At 63.4% G+C, this 17,905-nt stretch carries 17 protein-coding genes; 14 read left to right on the top strand and 3 right to left on the bottom strand.

Features of this window, described 5'->3' with window-relative positions; genetic code table 11:
* The first annotated feature begins 5 nt into the window (after window positions 1–5).
* Both preA and ACIQUB_RS00810 read left to right on the top strand, forming a co-directional pair.
* Window positions 6–1,319 (top strand): NAD-dependent dihydropyrimidine dehydrogenase subunit PreA, encoded by a 1,314-nt coding sequence (gene preA, locus ACIQUB_RS00815; protein ID WP_113239312.1) that lies wholly within the window; start codon window positions 6–8, stop codon window positions 1,317–1,319.
* A 170-nt stretch (window positions 1,320–1,489) separates the two neighbouring features.
* The gene (locus ACIQUB_RS00810) at window positions 1,490–1,813 is read left to right on the top strand and encodes a hypothetical protein (protein WP_113239311.1); all 324 of its coding nucleotides are present in this window, start codon (window positions 1,490–1,492) and stop codon (window positions 1,811–1,813) included.
* Between the two features lie 18 nt (window positions 1,814–1,831).
* Here the strand turns inward: ACIQUB_RS00810 and ftrA are convergent, their stop codons facing one another.
* Complete coding sequence (gene ftrA / locus ACIQUB_RS00805) at window positions 1,832–2,854, bottom strand: transcriptional regulator FtrA (protein WP_113239310.1); 1,023 nt, start codon at window positions 2,852–2,854, stop codon at window positions 1,832–1,834.
* 77 nt (window positions 2,855–2,931) lie between these two features.
* Between ftrA and ACIQUB_RS00800 the strand changes: the two genes are divergently transcribed.
* The 3 genes from ACIQUB_RS00800 (at window position 2,932) to ACIQUB_RS00790 (ending at window position 7,333) form a co-directional block, all read left to right on the top strand.
* On the top strand, window positions 2,932–3,381 hold the full coding sequence (locus ACIQUB_RS00800; RefSeq protein ID WP_402928725.1) for a rhodanese-like domain-containing protein: 450 nt from the start codon (window positions 2,932–2,934) through the stop codon (window positions 3,379–3,381).
* 82 nt (window positions 3,382–3,463) lie between these two features.
* Window positions 3,464–4,522: a glycosyltransferase family 4 protein gene (locus tag ACIQUB_RS00795; RefSeq protein WP_113235307.1), complete on the top strand. Its 1,059-nt coding sequence runs from the start codon at window positions 3,464–3,466 to the stop codon at window positions 4,520–4,522.
* Between the two features lie 225 nt (window positions 4,523–4,747).
* Window positions 4,748–7,333, top strand: coding sequence for an HWE histidine kinase domain-containing protein (locus tag ACIQUB_RS00790; protein WP_113235306.1), 2,586 nt, complete (start codon window positions 4,748–4,750; stop codon window positions 7,331–7,333).
* Here ACIQUB_RS00790 and ACIQUB_RS00785 read toward each other — a convergent pair.
* A complete protein-coding gene (locus tag ACIQUB_RS00785; protein ID WP_113235305.1) occupies window positions 7,328–7,984 on the bottom strand; it encodes a TetR/AcrR family transcriptional regulator in 657 nt (218 codons plus the stop codon). The genes ACIQUB_RS00790 and ACIQUB_RS00785 overlap by 6 nt on opposite strands.
* Window positions 7,985–8,284: 300 nt before the next feature.
* Between ACIQUB_RS00785 and ACIQUB_RS00780 the strand changes: the two genes are divergently transcribed.
* The 4 genes from ACIQUB_RS00780 (at window position 8,285) to ACIQUB_RS00765 (ending at window position 11,743) form a co-directional block, all read left to right on the top strand.
* Window positions 8,285–9,538 (top strand): Zn-dependent hydrolase, encoded by a 1,254-nt coding sequence (locus ACIQUB_RS00780; RefSeq protein WP_113235304.1) that lies wholly within the window; start codon window positions 8,285–8,287, stop codon window positions 9,536–9,538.
* A 52-nt stretch (window positions 9,539–9,590) separates the two neighbouring features.
* Window positions 9,591–9,788, top strand: a complete 198-nt coding sequence (locus ACIQUB_RS00775; protein WP_113235303.1) for a hypothetical protein — start codon at window positions 9,591–9,593, stop codon at window positions 9,786–9,788.
* Between the two features lie 116 nt (window positions 9,789–9,904).
* Window positions 9,905–11,359, top strand: coding sequence for a dihydropyrimidinase (gene hydA / locus ACIQUB_RS00770; protein ID WP_113235302.1), 1,455 nt, complete (start codon window positions 9,905–9,907; stop codon window positions 11,357–11,359).
* Between the two features lie 3 nt (window positions 11,360–11,362).
* On the top strand, window positions 11,363–11,743 hold the full coding sequence (locus ACIQUB_RS00765; protein WP_113235301.1) for a hypothetical protein: 381 nt from the start codon (window positions 11,363–11,365) through the stop codon (window positions 11,741–11,743).
* Window positions 11,744–11,745: 2 nt separating this feature from the next.
* On the opposite strand, the gene ACIQUB_RS00760 is transcribed toward ACIQUB_RS00765, so the two are convergent.
* Window positions 11,746–12,159, bottom strand: a complete 414-nt coding sequence (locus tag ACIQUB_RS00760) for a cupin domain-containing protein (RefSeq protein ID WP_037186067.1) — start codon at window positions 12,157–12,159, stop codon at window positions 11,746–11,748.
* A 95-nt stretch (window positions 12,160–12,254) separates the two neighbouring features.
* Between ACIQUB_RS00760 and ACIQUB_RS00755 the strand changes: the two genes are divergently transcribed.
* From ACIQUB_RS00755 to ACIQUB_RS00735, 5 genes are all read left to right on the top strand, one after another.
* Window positions 12,255–13,043, top strand: a complete 789-nt coding sequence (locus ACIQUB_RS00755; protein WP_113235313.1) for an ABC transporter ATP-binding protein — start codon at window positions 12,255–12,257, stop codon at window positions 13,041–13,043.
* Between the two features lie 207 nt (window positions 13,044–13,250).
* Window positions 13,251–14,135, top strand: a complete 885-nt coding sequence (locus tag ACIQUB_RS00750) for an ABC transporter permease (RefSeq protein ID WP_113235300.1) — start codon at window positions 13,251–13,253, stop codon at window positions 14,133–14,135.
* Window positions 14,132–15,253, top strand: a complete 1,122-nt coding sequence (locus tag ACIQUB_RS00745; protein WP_113235299.1) for an ABC transporter permease — start codon at window positions 14,132–14,134, stop codon at window positions 15,251–15,253. Before ACIQUB_RS00750 ends, ACIQUB_RS00745 begins: the two co-directional genes overlap by 4 nt.
* Window positions 15,254–15,311: 58 nt before the next feature.
* Window positions 15,312–16,283: an ABC transporter substrate-binding protein gene (locus ACIQUB_RS00740; RefSeq protein WP_113235298.1), complete on the top strand. Its 972-nt coding sequence runs from the start codon at window positions 15,312–15,314 to the stop codon at window positions 16,281–16,283.
* A 416-nt stretch (window positions 16,284–16,699) separates the two neighbouring features.
* Window positions 16,700–17,893 carry an efflux RND transporter periplasmic adaptor subunit gene (locus tag ACIQUB_RS00735; RefSeq protein WP_113235297.1) on the top strand — a complete coding sequence of 398 codons (1,194 nt, stop codon included), beginning with the start codon at window positions 16,700–16,702 and terminating at the stop codon, window positions 17,891–17,893.
* Window positions 17,894–17,905: the final 12 nt, after the last annotated feature.

Here is a 17,905-nt window from a genome sequence, read left to right as displayed (position 1 = left end):
GAACCATGGCTGATCTCCGCAACAATTTCGTCGGCATCAAATCGCCGAACCCCTTCTGGCTCGCCTCGGCGCCGCCGACAGACAAGGCCTACAATGTCGAGCGCGCCTTCAAGGCGGGCTGGGGCGGCGTGGTCTGGAAGACGCTGGGCGAGGAAGGCCCGCCCGTCGTCAACGTCAACGGCCCGCGCTACGGCGCGATCTGGGGCGCCGACCGCCGCCTGCTCGGCTTGAACAACATCGAGCTCATCACCGACCGAGACCTCTACACCAACCTGCGCGAAATGAAGCAGGTGAAGATGAACTGGCCGGACCGGGCGCTGATCGCCTCGATCATGGTTCCCTGCGAGGAGGAGAGCTGGAAGGCGATCCTGCCGCTGGTGGAAGAGACCGGCGCCGACGGCATCGAGCTCAACTTCGGCTGTCCGCACGGCATGTCCGAGCGCGGCATGGGTGCCGCCGTCGGACAGGTGCCTGAATATATCGAGATGGTGGTGCGCTGGTGCAAGCAGTACACCCGCATGCCCGTCATCACCAAGCTGACGCCCAATATAACCGATATCCGCAAGCCCGCCCGCGCCGCGAAAGCCGGCGGTACCGACGCCGTGTCGCTGATCAACACGATCAACTCGATCACCTCGGTCAACCTCGACACCTTCTCGCCGGAGCCCTCGATCGACGGACGCGGCAGCCATGGCGGCTATTGCGGCCCGGCGGTCAAGCCGATCGCCCTCAACATGGTGGCCGAGATCGCCCGCGATCCGGAAACCCAGGGCCTGCCGATCTCGGGCATCGGCGGCGTCACCACCTGGCGCGACGCGGCCGAGTTCCTGGCGCTCGGCGCCGGCAACGTACAGGTCTGCACGGCGGCGATGACCTACGGCTTCAAGATCGTCCAGGAGATGATCTCGGGCCTCTCCGACTGGATGGACGCCAAGGGCCACCGCAGCCTCGACGACATTACCGGCCGCGCCGTGCCCAATGTCTCCGACTGGCAGTATCTGAACCTCAACTACATCGCCAAGGCCAGGATCGACCAGGATGCCTGCATCAAGTGCGGCCGCTGCCACATCGCCTGCGAAGACACCTCGCACCAGGCAATCACGCAATTCGTCAATGGCGTCAGGCACTTCGAGGTGATGGAAGACGAGTGCGTCGGCTGCAACCTCTGCGTCAACGTCTGTCCGGTCGAAAACTGCATCACCATGGAGCAGCTTCCATCCGGCAGCCTCGACGAACGCACCGGCAAGACTGTAGACCCCAACTACGCCAACTGGACGACGCACCCGAACAACCCGATGGCCAGGCAGGCCGCGGAGTAAGGCGAGCATCTGAACCCATACCGTGAGACCACACGCTCACGGTATGGGTCACCGCCCCATCGATCGCGCGGCGTGATCTTGGCGATGCCTAAAGCCGGTATTTTAGCAATAATATACATAGGATACTAAAGCGCCCCGGATACAACCCTAAGAGGTTTCCGGAGTAGATCATGAAGTTTCCAATCATCGTCGCATTGTGCGCAACAACCTCATTCCTTGCCGCCGGTGGTTATACCGTGGTGCCGCAGGCGCTGAGCTTTACTCGGACAACGACACCCGCCAAGCCGATGATCGTCGAGAACGGCGTGATCATTCAGCGAGAAACCTCTTGCGACATCAAGGGCAACATCAGCATCAACTCGGGCGAACGCATCTATCACGTCCCGGGCCAGCATTATTACGCAGCCACGAAGATCTCGCCGCAATATGGCGAGCGATGGTTCTGCTCCGAGGAAGAGGCGCGCGCCGCAGGTTGGCGCAAGGCCAGCTATTGATCACGGCCGCGAACGGCATCATACGCCCCGGCTCACATCCGTAACGCCACCCGAAAACACCTTCCGATACGCCCCTGGGCTGGTCCCCAGCCGTCGGCGAAAATGGTGCCGCATCGTTGCCGGCGTGCCGAAGCCGCAGGCGGTGGCGATGTCGTCGAGCGATGCCTCGCCCTTTCGCTCCAGGAGTTCGCGCGCATGACGCAGCCGCTCGGTGAGCAGCCATTCGCCAACGCTCGATCCCGTGGTTGCCTCGAAACGGCGCTGGAAGGTGCGCTGGCTCATCCCCGCCTTGGTCGCAAGCAGGCTGATCGGCTGCTCCTCGTTTAGACGCGACCGCATCCACTCGATGAGCGGCCCGAGCCGCACGCCTTCGCGCGGCTGCGGCACGGGAGCGCGGATGAACTGCGCCTGCCCGCCCTCGCGGTGCGGCGGCACGACGAGGCGCCGAGCGACGGAATTGGCCGCCTCCGCGCCGAAATCGCCGCGCACCACATGCAGGCAGAGATCGATGCCGGCCGCACTGCCCGCCGCCGTCAGCATCCGCCCCTCGTCCATGTAGAGCACATCGGCATCGAGCCCGATCTCGGGATAGCGCTCGGCCACGGAAGCGACATAGCGCCAGTGCGTCGTTGCCCGCTTGCCCGAAAGCAACCCCGAGGCAGCCAGAACCGCGACACCCGAGCATAGCGACATGATCCGCGCCCCTCGCCCATGCGCCGCCTGCAACGCCCTGATCAGCCCGTCGGGCACCGGTGCATCGATCGCTCGCCAACCGGGAACGACGATCAGATCGGCATCATCGAGATCGTCGAGACCACCATCGACGGTGACGCTCAGCCCACCGGCCGCGCGAAGCGGCCCGGCTTCGACGCCGCAGGCGTGAAAGCGATACCAACTCACCCCCATCTCCGGTCTCGGCAGGCCGAAGACCTCGTAGGCGATGCCGAATTCGAAGGTGCACAGACCGTCATAGACGAGCACGGCGACCTTGGGTCCTGACAGCGCGGCAGTATTTGGCATGATCTTTACGCCAGTCGTCATTATGGCCAGTTTCGCCAACACCTATCATCACGCATCTTCTGCGGCAACAGCAACGACAGGAGACAACGATGACCGACATGATCCCGGAACCACAGCCCTCCACCCACCCCGCGCGCCCAAGCCACGTCGCCGAAACCCCGGCCGCGGCACCCGAGGCGATCGCCGCCTATTACGCCCGCAAGCTCGCCTTCGAGACCGATTGCTGGGACGTTCACGCCTCGCTTGCATCGGGACGCATCGACTTCGTCTTGCTCGACGTCCGCTCTCCCGCCATGTTCGCCCTGTCGCACGTGCCCGGCGCCCGGAACCTGCCGCACGGCAAGATGACCGCGCACCGCATGTCCGCGTGGCCATCGGACACGCTCTTCGTCGTCTATTGCGCCGGCCCACATTGCAACGGCACCGACAAGGCCGCCCTTCGCCTCGCAAGGCTCGGCTATCGGGTCAAGGTGATGATCGGCGGCATGACCGGCTGGGCGGACGAAGGCTTCGACTTCGAACCAGGATCATCCAACGAGGCTGCATAGCGGCGGGCATATGCGCCGAACGGGGAGATTGAGTTTTCCACGCCGGCGCGCATAGTCATCGCAGGCTCAAGAGGTGGCCCGCATGACCCGTCATATCGTTGCCATCGGCCCCCTGCCGCCGCCGCTCCATGGCTTTTCCTTCGCCACGGCGGCGATGGTGGAGCTGCTCTCGGAAGACCACACCGTCGTCACCAGCAACCTCTCGCCACCGGAAGGCGGTTCCCGCCTCTGGCGGCATCCGGCGAAGGCGGCAAAGGTCTTCGCCGCGCTCGCCAGTCTCGCACGCGAGCGCGGCCATGCCGGCAAGGCCTGCTACCTCGCCTGCAACGGTGGCTTCGGCCAACTCTACACCCTGCTCCTGGTGGCGTTCGCCCGGCTCTTCGCCTACCCGACCTACCTCCATCACCACAGCTTTCGCTACATCGACCAGCCGAGCTTGACCATGCGCGCCATCCTGGCGCTCGCCGCTCCCGACCTCACCCATGTCTTTCTCTGCGGCATGATGCGCGACCGCTTTACCGATACCTATGACCGGCGCCTGCACACCGTGATCATCTCCAACGCCGCCTTCGTGCCCCCGCAGAGCGAGGACGCGGCGATCCCCGCCCGCCCGCTGACGATCGGCATGCTCAGCAACCTCAGCCGCGCCAAGGGACTGGAGACGTTTCTTGATCTGCTGCGTCAGGCGATCCTTCAGGGGCTGCCGATCCGCGCCGTCCTCGCCGGCCCGGCGACTGACAGCGCCGACCGCGCGATGATCGACGCGGCGCTGAATGAATTCGCGGGCGCGCTCGATTATCGCGGCCGCTTGCTTGGCGACGACAAGGCGAAGTTCTACCGCGATATCGACGTCTTCGTCTTCCCGACCACCTACGCCAACGAGGCCCAGCCCCTCGTCGTCTTCGAGGCCAAGGCGGCCGGAAACGACGTCATTGCATACGATCGCGGCTGCATCCGCAAACAGCTCGATGAGACCGACATCCTCATCCCTGCCGACGCAGAGTTCACGGACATAGCCATCGCTTGGCTCTCGGAAATCCCCTCGGATGACAGGCGGCACCAGCGACGACATGAGGTCCGACAGGTCTACGAGATCAGGCAGAAAACCGCGCGCAAGCAGGCGAAGTCCTTGATGCAGTGAAATTTCCTGCCCGGCGGGTGGAAATCTGGATGGCTTGACGCATATTTTCAATCCTGCTCATTAGAGCAGCTATCTCGCGTACCGAACCGAAAACTGGAAATCCCACAGCATGCCCCCTTGCAGCGCGCTTCGCGCCCACACCAGCGATTGCCACGCAGCGGCAGACGTTTTTCCAGTTCGCCCGATGGCAGACGCTGCCCCGCATGATCGGGAGCATGGCCCGTCATGAACGAGAATTCGAGCGAGAATTTCGGCAAGGTCGACCTCACCAATTGCGACCGCGAACCCATCCATCGCCTCGGCGCCATCCAGCCTTTCGGTTTCCTGCTGGTCGTGTCATCCGACTGGATGGTGGCGCGGGCCTCCGCCAATCTCGAACAGTTCGTCGGCATCGCCTGCGATGAGATCATCGGCCAGCCTGTCTCGCGCGTCATCAGCGGCAAGACCATGCACACGCTGCGCAACCGGCTGAGCATCATGCGCGGCCCCGACGTGGTGGAACGCCTCTTCGGCATCGAGCTTTCCGAAGGCGGCCCGCTCTTCGATATCGCCATCCACATGAGCGACGAGCAGGTGGTGATCGAGGCCGAACCCTCGCAGGAAGGCGCGCAAGGCGGCTCGCCTGTGTCGATCCGCAGCATGATGGGCCGCCTCGACCAGGCCGAAACATTGGAAGCCTTCTTCCGCGAAGGCGCCCGCCAGGCCCGCGCGCTGACCGGCTTCGACCGCGTCATGGTCTACCGCTTCGACGAAAGCGGTGCCGGCGAAGTGGTGGCGGAAGCCGCGCGTGCCGGCATCGGCTCGTTCCTCGGCTTGCATTACCCGGCCTCCGACATTCCCGTGCAGGCGCGGGCGCTCTATACCCGCAATCTCTTCCGCATCATCGCCGACATCGACGCCGTCAACGTGCCCCTGGTGCCTGACATCGATGCGCATGGGCGCTCGCTCGATCTGTCCATGTCGATCCTGCGCTCGGTATCGCCGATCCACATCGAGTATCTGAAGAACATGGGCGTCGGCGCCTCGCTGTCGATCTCGATCGTCGTTGATGGCAAGCTCTGGGGCCTGTTTGCCTGCCACCACTATTCCGCCCGCCTCCCCTCCTTCGAGCGCCGCACGACGTCGGAACTGTTCGGACAGATGTTCGCATCACGGCTGGAGAGCCGCGAGCGGCGGCTTGCGCTCGAGTTCGAAACCAAGGCCCGCCAGATCGCCGACCGGCTGCTGACCTCTGTCGCCGACAATGCCAGCCTGCTCGACGATCCCTCCTGGCTGATCGATGCGCTGGCCGACGCGATCCCGGCCGATGGCATCGGCGTCTGGATCAACGGCCGCTCGGCGCTGAACGGCATCACCCCGTCGCAGGCCGAATTCGGCGAGCTCGTCCGCGTGCTCAACCGCAACTCGGCCGGCCGCGTGTTTTCGACCGACAGCATCGCCGAGACCTGGCCGGGAACAATGTCCGGCGAAATCGTGGCCGGACTGATCGCCATCCCGATCTCGCGCTCGCCGCGCGACTACGTGGTTCTCTTCCGCCAGGAGATCGTGCGCTCCGTGCGCTGGGCGGGCGATCCGCACAAGCCCGTCGAATACGGCCCGAACGGCCCGCGCCTGACGCCGCGCAAGAGCTTCGAGACCTGGTCCGAGCTGGTGCGCCAGCACTCGCAGCCCTTCTCCGCCGCCGAACGCCGCGTTGCCGAAACCATTCGCGTCACGCTGATCGAGGTCGTGCTGCGGCTGACGGATGAAGCGAACGCCGTGCGCCAGCAGGCCAACGAACGGCAGGAACTGCTGATCGCCGAGCTGAACCACCGCGTGCGCAACATATTGAGCCTCATCAGCGGCCTGATCCGCCAGTCACGCGGCACGACCGACAGCACCGACGAGTTCATCGGCCATCTCGAAGGCCGCGTGCAGGCGCTGTCGCGCGCGCACGACCAGATCACCCGCGACCACTGGGCGCCGGCGCCGCTGCGCGCGCTGCTGCAGGCCGAAGCCGCCGCCTATCTCGGCCCGAATGCCGCGCGCATCATCATGAACGGGCCGGAAGTGCTGCTCGCGCCGCAAGCCTTTTCGATCTCGGCGCTGGTCTTCCACGAACTGGTCACCAACAGCGCCAAATACGGCAGCCTCTGCGACAGCGGCACCGTCGGGGTCGATTGGCACAAGGACGATGCCGGCAATCTCGTCATCCACTGGCGCGAAAGCGACGGCCCGCCCGTCAAGCAGCCGACCCGCCAGGGCTTCGGCACCACGATCATCCGCCGCTCGATCCCTTATGAGCTCGGCGGTCAGGCGGATGTGCGCTATGAGCCTGAAGGCCTCGAGGCGCATTTCCTGATCCCCGAGAAGTTCGCGACCTTCGCCGATGGCGCCGTGTCGCTTCTGCCGGAGCAATCGCTTCAATCGGCCAAGGCCATTCTGGAGACGATCAAGGACCGGCCGCTCGACGGGCTCGACATCCTGCTTGTCGAGGACAATCTGATCATCGCCATGGATGGCGAGGACATCTTCCTGCAGCTCGGCGCCCATAGCGTATCGCTTGCGCCGAATGTCTCGAACGCCTTGGCGGTCATAGAAAACCGCAAATTCGACCTGGCCGTTCTGGACGTCCATCTCGGTGAGGAAACGAGCATCGCCGTGGCCGAAAGGCTGGCGGCAAAGGGCGTGCCGCTGATCCTGGCGACAGGTTATGGCGAAGGGGTATCGCAGGCCTATGGCGCCCTCGGTGCCAACCTGCTGCAGAAGCCTTACACGATCGAGAGTGTCGCAAGCGCCCTGTCGCGCATCTCGCCGATCGTCAAGTCATGACGCCGGCTGGTTTGTCCGCACGCTGAGACCATCCACGAAGAGCTGTTCGAGAAAACGCGCCGCGTCCTCGAACCGCCCCTCGCCGGATTGCCCCTGCCCGAGCACGGCGCGCACCTGCACGTCGAAGTCGGCGTAGTGCTGCGTCGTCGACCAGATGGAGAAGATCAGGTGGTAGGGATCGCACTTGACGATCTTGCCGGCCTTGGTCCAGCTACGAATGACAGCGGCCTTCTCGTCGACGAGTTCCTTCAGCGGCCCCTTCAACTCGTCCTCGATATGCGGCGCGCCCTGCAGCACCTCATTGGCGAACAGCCGGCTCTCGCGCGGAAAATCCCGCGCCATCTCAAGCTTGCGGCGGATATAGCCGCGAATCTCGCTCTCGGGATTGCCTTGCGCGTTGAAGGCGCGCAGCGGTTCGAGCCAGGTGAACAGCACGCGATCGATCAGCGCCCGGTGCATCGCTTCCTTGGTGCGGAAATAATAGAGCAGATTGGGCTTCGACATTCCCGCCACCTCGGCGATCTGATCGATCGTCGACCCCCGAAAACCGCTCACCGAAAACACATCGAGCGCCGCTTCCAGGATCTGTTCTTCTTTCTCCTCCTGGATGCGGGTGCGCCGCTGTGTTTTCGCAGCTCTCGGTATCGCCATGTCGCTAATTTTTCTCTTTCAAATTCAACTATTTCAGTCAACTTTAAACACCGGCGATCCGCTGCCGAAAAACCGGGCATATGCCCTGAATTTTGTCTGTATTTTTCCTGATTTTCGCCTTGAGCCCGACGCCGGAAGTTGTAATGTTTACCAGTCGGTCAAATTATCCGTCAGAAGCAAATCAAAGGCAACTGACGATTTTCAGACGCCAATAAAACAAACAAGGCGCTGAAACTGACCACGGGAACAAGCGGACATGCTGACGCATGCGCCGCATAAAAACTGGTGAGGAATACGGATATGGTGGCAGCACCAGGCGAGAACATGCGCGTCAACGCGGACCGTCTCTGGGACAGTCTCATGGACATGGCGAAGATCGGCCCGGGGATTGCGGGCGGCAACAACCGCCAGACGCTGAGCGACGCCGATGCCGAGGGCCGCGGCCTCTTCAAGACATGGTGCGACGCCGCCGGCATGACCATGGGCGTCGACAAGATGGGCACGATGTTTGCGACCCGCCCCGGCACCGATCCCGATGCGCTTCCCGTCTATGTCGGCTCGCATCTGGATACGCAGCCGACCGGCGGCAAGTATGACGGCGTGCTCGGCGTCTTGGCCGCGCTCGAGGTCGTGCGCACGATGAACGATATGGGCATAAAGACCAAGCACCCCATCGTCGTCACCAACTGGGCCAACGAGGAAGGCGCCCGCTTCGCCCCCGCCATGCTCGCCTCCGGCGTCTTCGCCGGCGTCCACGACATCGACTACGCCTATTCCCGCAAGGACCCTGATGGAAAGACCTATGGCGACGAGCTGAAGCGCATCGGCTGGCTCGGCGAGGAAGAGGTCGGCGCTCGCAAGATGCACGCCTATTTCGAATATCACATCGAGCAGGGACCGATCCTCGAAGCCGAAAACAAGCAGATCGGCGTCGTCACCCACTGCCAGGGCCTCTGGTGGCTGGAATTCACGCTGACAGGCCGGGAAGCCCACACCGGCTCCACCCCGATGAACCTGCGCGTCAATGCAGGCCTTGCCATGTCGCGCATCATGGAAATGGTGCAGGGTGTGGCGATGGGTGAACAGCCGGGCGCCGTCGGCGGCGTCGGCCAGGTCTTCTTCTCTCCCAACTCCCGCAACGTCCTGCCAGGCAAGGTCGTCTTCACCGTCGACATCCGCACTCCCGACCAGACCAAGCTCGACCGCATGCGCGCAAAGATCGAGGCCGAGGCCGCCAAGATTTGCGAGGCCCTCGGCGTCGGCTGCTCGGTCGAGGCCGTCGGCCATTTCGACCCCGTCACCTTCGACCCGAAGCTGGTGGACGCCGTCCGCAACGCCGCCGACCGGCTCGGCTACAGCCACATGAACATCATCTCCGGCGCCGGCCACGACGCCTGCTGGGCCGCCAAGGTGGCGCCAGCAACCATGGTCATGTGCCCCTGCGTCGGCGGCCTCAGCCACAACGAGGCCGAGGAGATATCCAAGGAATGGGCATCAGCCGGCGCGGACGTTTTGTTCCACGCGGTGGTGGAGACGGCGGAGATTGTGGCGTGATCCAATTGCGCCTATATTCCAGGGGTGAGTTCCCGCCAACGGAGGCTGGTGCATGTCGTCTGACAACCTCATCCTTGAGCACTTGCGTGCCATCCGTGGCACGGTCGAACGACTTTCCGACGACATACTGGTCATCAAGCAGCGCCTCGGCAGCCTCGAACATCAATACGCGACCATTTCGACACGGCTTGACCGCCTCGACGAGCGCGTTTTGCGCATGGAGCGCAGCCTCGATCTCGTCGAGACCTGAACCAGCCTTCGACAAGCGTTTTCCGGAAGGCGTATTTCATATTCATTAGACTGCTGGACACGGCGCGACGGCACCGTGAACGGTGCCCCGTATCATAAAAACAGGGAACCCGACCAATGAGCACAGTCATCAAGAACGGCACCATCGTCACCGCCGACCTGACCTACAAGGCGGATGTGAAGGTCGATGGCGGCAAGATCGTCGAGATCGGGCCCAACCTCTCCGGAGCAGATATACTTGACGCCACCGGCTGCTACATCATGCCCGGCGGCATCGACCCGCACACCCATCTCGAAATGCCCTTCATGGGCACCTATTCCTCCGACGATTTCGACAGCGGCACGCGCGCAGCACTTGCCGGCGGCACGACGATGGTCGTCGACTTCGCGCTCCCCGCCCCCGGCCAGTCGCTGCTCGAAGCGCTAACGATGTGGGACAACAAGTCCACCCGCGCCAATTGCGACTACTCCTTCCACATGGCGATCACCTGGTGGAGCGAGCAGGTCTTCAACGAGATGAAGACGATCGTTCAGGAAAAGGGTATCAACACCTTCAAGCACTTCATGGCCTACAAGGGCTCGCTGATGGTGAACGACGACGAGATGTTCGCCTCCTTCCAGCGCTGCGCCGAGCTTGGCGCGCTGCCGCTCGTCCATGCCGAAAACGGCGACGTCGTCGCCTCCATGTCGGCGAAGCTGCTCGCCGAAGGCAATAACGGCCCCGAGGCGCACGCCTATTCCCGACCCGCCGAAGTCGAGGGCGAGGCCACAAACCGCGCCATCATGATCGCCGACATGGCCGGCTGCCCCGTCTATATCGTCCACACCTCCTGCGAACAGGCGCACGAAGCCATCCGCCGCGCACGCCAGAAGGGCATCCGCGCCTATGGCGAGCCGCTGATCCAGCATCTGACGCTCGACGAGACCGAATATTTCGACAAGGACTGGGACCACGCCGCCCGCCGCGTCATGTCGCCGCCCTTCCGCAACAAGCAGCACCAGGACTCACTTTGGGCCGGCCTTGCCTCCGGCTCGCTGCAGGTCGTCGCCACCGATCACTGCGCATTTACGACAGACCAGAAACGCTACGGCGTCGGTGATTTCACCAAGATCCCGAACGGTACCGGCGGCCTGCAGGACCGCATGCCGATGCTCTGGACCTACGGCGTCAACACCGGCCGTCTGACGATGAACGAATTCGTCGCCGTCACCTCGACGAACATCGCCAAGATCCTCAACATCTACCCCCGCAAGGGCGCCATCCTCGTCGGCGCCGATGCCGACCTCGTGGTTTGGGACCCGAAGCGCTCCAAGACGATTTCGGCCAAGACTCAGCAGTCAGCGATCGACTACAACGTCTTCGAGGGCAAGCAGGTGACCGGCCTGCCGCGCTACACGCTGAGCCGCGGCGTTGTCGTCGTCGAGGAAGAGACTATGAAGACCCGCGAGGGCCACGGCGAGTTCGTCAAGCGCGAGCCGGTGACCGCCGTCTCGAAGGCGCTCTCGACCTGGAAGGAAATCACCGCGCCGCGCAAGGTGGAACGGACAGGCATTCCGGCAAGCGGGGTGTGATCGATGGCGCGCGGCAGGCTGGTTCTTACCCTCGTTTCGCTTGCCGCGCTGACGTCGGCGGCAAGCGCCGACACATTGCCGATCAAGGGCAGCTACGGCAACAAGGATGGATGCGCCTACGCCAAGTCGGGCGAATCCACCGGATCGGAAAACTTCTTCCTGCTGACATCGGAAGCCATCACGACGGCGGCCTCGGCCTGCACCATCGAGAAGCTGCTGAAGACCGAGGGCAAGAACTTCACCGCCAAGGTCTCCTGCGAGGCCGAAGGCGAAGAGGCGGCAAGCGAGGACACGGCAAAAATCACCTATGGTCCGAAGGGATACACGATCGGCTTCACCTCGGATGCCGGCATAAAGTGGGGGCCGCTGCCACTATGCAAATGACATCACACCGGCACGTTCCCATCCAGCTCCGGCAACAGCACGACGCTCTCCTGCTCGTTGGGGTCGGTGCGCGCGATGATCGCCGTGCAGGGCGTGCTGCTGAGATTGGCCGGCAGATGCGGCACTCCGGCGGGAATGTAGAACAGCTCGCCGGCATGCACCACGACGTGGTGCTCGAGATCGTCGCCATACCAGGTGTGCGCCTCGCCCGACAGCATGTAGATCGCCGTCTCGTGCGCCTCGTGCAGGTGCGCCTTGGCGCGCACGCCGGGCGGGATGGTCAGAAGATGCATGCAGATGCCCTTGGCGCCGACCGTTTCGGCGGCAATGCCCTGGAAATAGCTCAGCCCCTGCTTTCCGTCGTAGGAATGGTCGGGGCGCACGATATGGCAGGTCGGTTTTGATGTCGCATCCATCGTCGTCCTCCTCAAAGCTTGCCGGCGCGGCCCAAACCGCCGCCCATGATATCACGCAAACCGCCGCCGCGCGGGGAAAACAGGATCGATCCGCATTGACGCAAGCTGCCTCCGTCGTATCCGCCAAGGATCTGTGTCTCACCTACCAGGCCAATGACGCGCCGGTGCATGCGCTGAGCAACGTCAACCTCGATGTCCGCAAGGGCGACTTCGTCTCCTTCATCGGCCCATCCGGCTGCGGCAAGACCACCTTCCTGCGCGTCATCGCCGATCTCGAGAAGAAGACCTCGGGCGATATCACAGTCAACGGCATGACGCCGGAGGAAGCCCGCAAGGCCCGCGCCTACGGCTATGTCTTCCAGGCGCCGGCACTTTACCCCTGGCGCGCCATCGACAAGAACATCGCGCTGCCGCTGGAGATCATGAACTACCCGGCCGAAGAGAGGCAGAAGCGCATCGCCGAGGCGCTCGATCTCGTCGGCCTGACCGGCTTCGAGAAGAAGTTCCCCTGGCAACTCTCCGGCGGCATGCAGCAGCGCGCCTCGATCGCCCGCGCGCTGGCCTTCGACGCCGATCTGCTTCTGATGGACGAGCCCTTCGGCGCGCTGGACGAGATCGTCCGCGACCACCTGAACGAGGAACTGCTGAAGCTCTGGGCGCGCACCAACAAGACCATCTGCTTCGTCACCCACTCGATCCCCGAGGCGGTCTACCTCTCGACCAAGATCGTCGTCATGTCCCCCCGCCCCGGCCGCGTCACCGACATCATCGACTCGCCGCTGCCCCGCGAACGGCCGCTGGATATCCGCGAGACCCCGGAGTTCCTCGAAATCGCCCACCGCGTGCGGGATGGGCTGAGAGCGGGGCATAGTTATGAGCACTAGAGGCTTGCATTCCGTGGCTGCCCCCCTCTGCCTTGCCGGGCATCTCCCCCACAAGGGGGGAGATTGGCTGGGCGTAACCGCTCGCCCCGCGCTCACTGTTTGGCAGGGAGCAAGCCACGAGTCGATCTCCCCCCTTGTGGGGGAGATGTCCGGCAGGACAGAGGGGGGTAACGCACGGCACACCCTCGCCAACGCGAGGCAAGCCGCATGACCCCCGACACCCTCAAGGACAAGATCATCCCCGTCACATCAATCCTGGCAGCCCTCGTCGCCATCTGGTACGTCGCGGCCATCCTGATGAACGCCTCCTTCCAGCGCGACATGGACACCCGCGCCGGCCAGACCCCGACCACGATGGAGTTCATCGAGAAGACCCTCTCGCAGCCCAAACCCCTCCTGCCCGCCCCGCACCAGGTGGCGCAGAACGTCTTCGAGAACACCTTTCTGCGCAAGCTCACCAGCAACCGCAGCCTCGTCTATCACTCGGGCGTCACCCTCTCCTCCACCGTGCTCGGCTTTACCCTCGGCACGCTGCTCGGCATCCTGATCGCCGTCGGCATCGTCCATATCAAGGCGCTGGATCGCAGCCTGATGCCGTGGATCATCACCTCGCAGACCATCCCGATCCTGGCGATCGCACCGATGGTGATCGTCGTCTTGGGCGCCATCAACATCACCGGCCTCATCCCCAAGGCGCTGATCTCGACCTATCTTTCCTTCTTCCCCGTCACCGTCGGCATGGTGAAGGGCCTGCGCTCGCCTGAGGTCATGCTGCTCGACCTGATGCGCACCTATAATTCCTCGCCCGCCCAGACCTTCTGGAAACTGCGCGTGCCCGCCTCCGTGCCCTATCTCTTCACGTCCATGAAGGTGGCGATCGCCGCCAGCCTCGTCGGTGCCATCGTCGGCGAGTTGCCGACGGGAGCGGTGGCCGGTATCGGCTCCAAGCTGCTTGCCGGCTCCTATTACAGCCAGACCATCGACATCTGGGCAGCGCTGATCGCCGGCTCGCTGCTGGCAGCGCTCCTGATCATGGTCGTCAGCATTGCCGCGAAGATCGTCGATCGCGCCATGGGCGGGAGGTCGGCATGAAGAACGCGTCCTGGCAGGCAATCGTCGCCCTCCTCCTCACCATCGCGGCCGCGGCAACGCTGCCGCTGTTCTCCGCCGCATCAGGCAAGCCACCATCGACAGGCATGACGGCGATCACCTTCATCCTGATCGCGGCATCCGGCCTCATCTCCCTGCTGCCGCAATCGAAGACCAGCCGCGCGACGGTGCTCTTCATCGGCGCCCATGGCGGCGCATGGCTGCTGCTGTCGAGCCTTGGTGGCAACGAAGGCTACGCGGCAAAACCGTTCTTCCTGCTGATGGCGGCCTGCTGGCTGCTCGCCTGGCGCACCGTCAGCGAGATCGTCGAGATCAGGACCACCTCGCGCGCCGACGACACGGCGCTGCGGCTGCTCGTGCCCGCCATCTTCGGCGCATGGATCCTCATCCTCTGGGAAACCGCCACGCGCGGCGCCGGCATCCCCTTCGTGCTCCTGCCGCCGCCGAGCGCCATTGCCGCCCGCATCGTCGGATCGCTCCCGATCCTCGGCGATGACGTCAGGCAGACGATCTTCAAGGCCGTGCTTGCGGGATATGTCATCGGCTGCGGCGCCGGCTTCGTCGTCGCCATCCTCGCCGATCGCGTCGCCTTCCTGCGCCGTGGCCTGCTGCCGATCGGCAACATGGTCTCGGCGCTGCCGATGATCGGCGTCGCCCCGATCATGGTCATGTGGTTCGGCTTCGATTGGCAGTCCAAGGCCGCCGTCGTCGTCATCATGACCTTCTTCCCGATGCTGGTGAACACCGTCGCCGGCCTTGCCGCATCCGGTCCGATGGAGCGCGACCTGATGCAGACCTACGCCTCCAGCTACTGGCAGACGCTGCTCAAGCTCCGTCTTCCGGCGGCCATGCCTTTCATTTTCAATGCATTGAAGATCAACTCGACGCTGGCGCTGATCGGTGCCATCGTCGCGGAGTTCTTCGGTACGCCGATCGTCGGCATGGGCTTCCGCATCTCCACCGAGATCGGCCGCATGAATGTCGACATGGTCTGGGCCGAAATCGCCGTCGCGGCGCTGGCAGGCTCGATCTTTTATGGCGTCGTCGCCCTCGCTGAGCGGGCGGTGACGTTCTGGCATCCGTCTATCCGTGGTGGCTAGGCGTCGCTTATTCCCGACACTGGGGTCGGGCGTAAAGAAAGAAAAAGGGAACAAGAAAATGAAAAAACTGGTTCTTGCAATGATGGCGAGCGCGATGGCGATGGCGGCAAGTCACGCGATCGCCGCCGACAAGGTGACGCTTCAGCTGAAGTGGGTCACCCAGTCGCAGTTCGCCGGCTACTACGTCGCCAAGGAGAAGGGCTACTACGAGGAAGAAGGCCTCGACGTCGACATCAAGCCCGGCGGTCCTGATATCGCGCCCGAGCAGGTGATCGCCGGCGGCGGCGCCGACGTGATCGTCGACTGGATGGGCGGCGCGCTGGTTGCCCGCGAAAAGGGCGTTCCGCTCGTCAACATCGCCCAACCTTTCCAGAAGTCGGGCATGGAACTCATCTGCCGCAAGGACGGCCCGATCAAGACCGAAGCCGACTTCAAGGGCCACACGCTCGGCGTCTGGTTCTTCGGTAACGAGTATCCGTTCTTCGCCTGGATGAACAAGATCGGCCTGAAGACCGATGGCGGCAAGGACGGTGTGACCGTTCTCAAGCAGAGCTTCGACGTTCAGCCGCTCCTGCAGAAGCAGGCCGATTGCATCTCCGTCATGACCTATAACGAATACTGGCAGGCGATCGATGCCGGCTTCAAGCCTGAGGAACTGACGGTCTTCAACTACACCGCCATGGGCAACGACCTGCTCGAGGACGGCCTCTACGCCAACGAGGAAAAGCTGAAAGACCCGGCCTTCAAGGAAAAGATGGCCAAGTTCGTCAAGGCTTCGATGAAGGGCTGGAAATACGCCGTCGAGAACCCCGATGATGCGGCAGGCATCGTCGTCGATGCCGGCGGTCAGGACGAAAACCACCAGAAGCGGATGATGAGCGAAGTGGCCAAGCTGATCGGCGACGGCACCGGCAAACTCGACACCACGCTCTACGACCGCACCGCCAAGGCTCTGCTGGACCAGAAGATCATCAGCAAGGAACCGACGGGCGCCTGGACGCACGACATCACCGACGCGGCCGCCAAGTAACGGGCGGCGACCAAGTCGTATCGAATAAACAAGAAACGCGCGGGCTGGCACCGCGCGTTTCTCATTTAAGTCATAAAAAATTCTTGGCGTTGTCGGATCAGCGTCGGCTGGCGCGTCATAGGAATGACGGAATTGCGGATCAACAAACCGAATGCCGGCATCACGGAATGGTGATTGATCTCGGCCGTCGAGATTACTAATGTGCGCCGCGAGGAATTATTTTCTGCCGGGCTTGTGCGTGGGGCAAAACGATACCACGTACATGTCGGATTTGCCGGACGAGGGTCATCTTACGAAGTAAGATACGGCAATGATGCGGGAATATTTCTGAGCTTGCACTTACGGGAGAAGGCCTTCGCGAGCTGAGGATAAGGCGCGAGTTTGGCCAACCTTTTTCAAAGACTGGACAAAGACGCATGGTACGCATGACGCCTAAAACTCTACGCGCCTCCACCCTGATCGCGGCTGCCTTTGCCGCATCGGTCGCGTTCGCTGAGGAAAACCAGCCGCCAAAGGCACAGCAGAACCTGCCCGTGATCGTGGTCACGACCGCCGCCAAGCGCGCGCTGGTCGATCGCGTCATCGGCACCGGCACGATCCGCCCGATCGAGGAAGTCTATATCCAGCCACAGGTCGAGGGTCTCTCCATCCGCGCGCTCAACGTCGATGTCGGCGACAAGGTTACGGCCGACAGCACGATTGCGACGCTGAACGATGATGCGCTGGTGCTGCAGAAGGCGCAGATGCTGGCGACCAAGGCCAAGGGCGAGGCAAGTCTCGCCCAGCTCCGCGCCCAGCTGGTCGAGGCCAAGGCCAATGCCGAGCAGGCCCGCCTGCAGCAGTCGCGCGCCGACGAGATGGGCAAGAAGGGCACCGTGTCCACCGCCCAGGTCGAGCAGGCCGACGCGACCGCGGCGACCGCCAATGCGCGCGTCTCCTCGGCGGAACAGGCAATCGAGGTTGCAATCGCCGACCTGAAGGTGATCGACAGCCAGATCGCCGATGCCGACCTGAAGCTGGCGCGCACGGACGTGAAGACGCCTGTCTCAGGCGTGATTTCGGCCAAGAACGCCCGCATCGGCGCGATTGCCGCCGGCACCGGCGAGCCGATGTTCACTGTCATCAAGGATAGCGCCATCGAGCTCGTCGCCGAGCTGTCGGAAACCGATATCCAGAAGATCAAGGTCGGCCAGCGCGCCATCGTGACGCTGTCGGGCAACCGCACGAAGATCGAAGGCAAGGTCCGGATCGTCTCGCCTACCGTCGACCAGTCCACCCGCCTCGGCCTCGTGCACATCTATATCGACGACGAGAGTGCTGCCCGCTCCGGCATGTATGCCAGCGCCGACATCATCGTCGCCGAAAAGAACGACATCGCCCTTCCCCTGTCGGCCGTCACGTCAGGTCGTAACGGCTCCACCGCCCGCAAGGTCGAGGGCGGCGTCGTCAAGCAGGTGAAGGTGACGACAGGTATCCAGGATGGTGGCTTCGTCGAGATCTCGGAAGGCCTGAAGGAAGGCGACACCGTCGTCGCCAAGGCCGGCGCCTTCGTTCGCGATGGCGACAAGATCACCCCTGTCACCGAAGCCGTATCGGCACAATCGAACTGACCGAGGCCAATC

The sequence above is a fragment of the Rhizobium sp. NPDC090275 genome (assembly GCF_044772225.1).
Taxonomy (GTDB): Bacteria; Pseudomonadota; Alphaproteobacteria; order Rhizobiales; family Rhizobiaceae; genus Rhizobium.
This window is presented reverse-complemented; position numbering and strand designations above follow the sequence as displayed.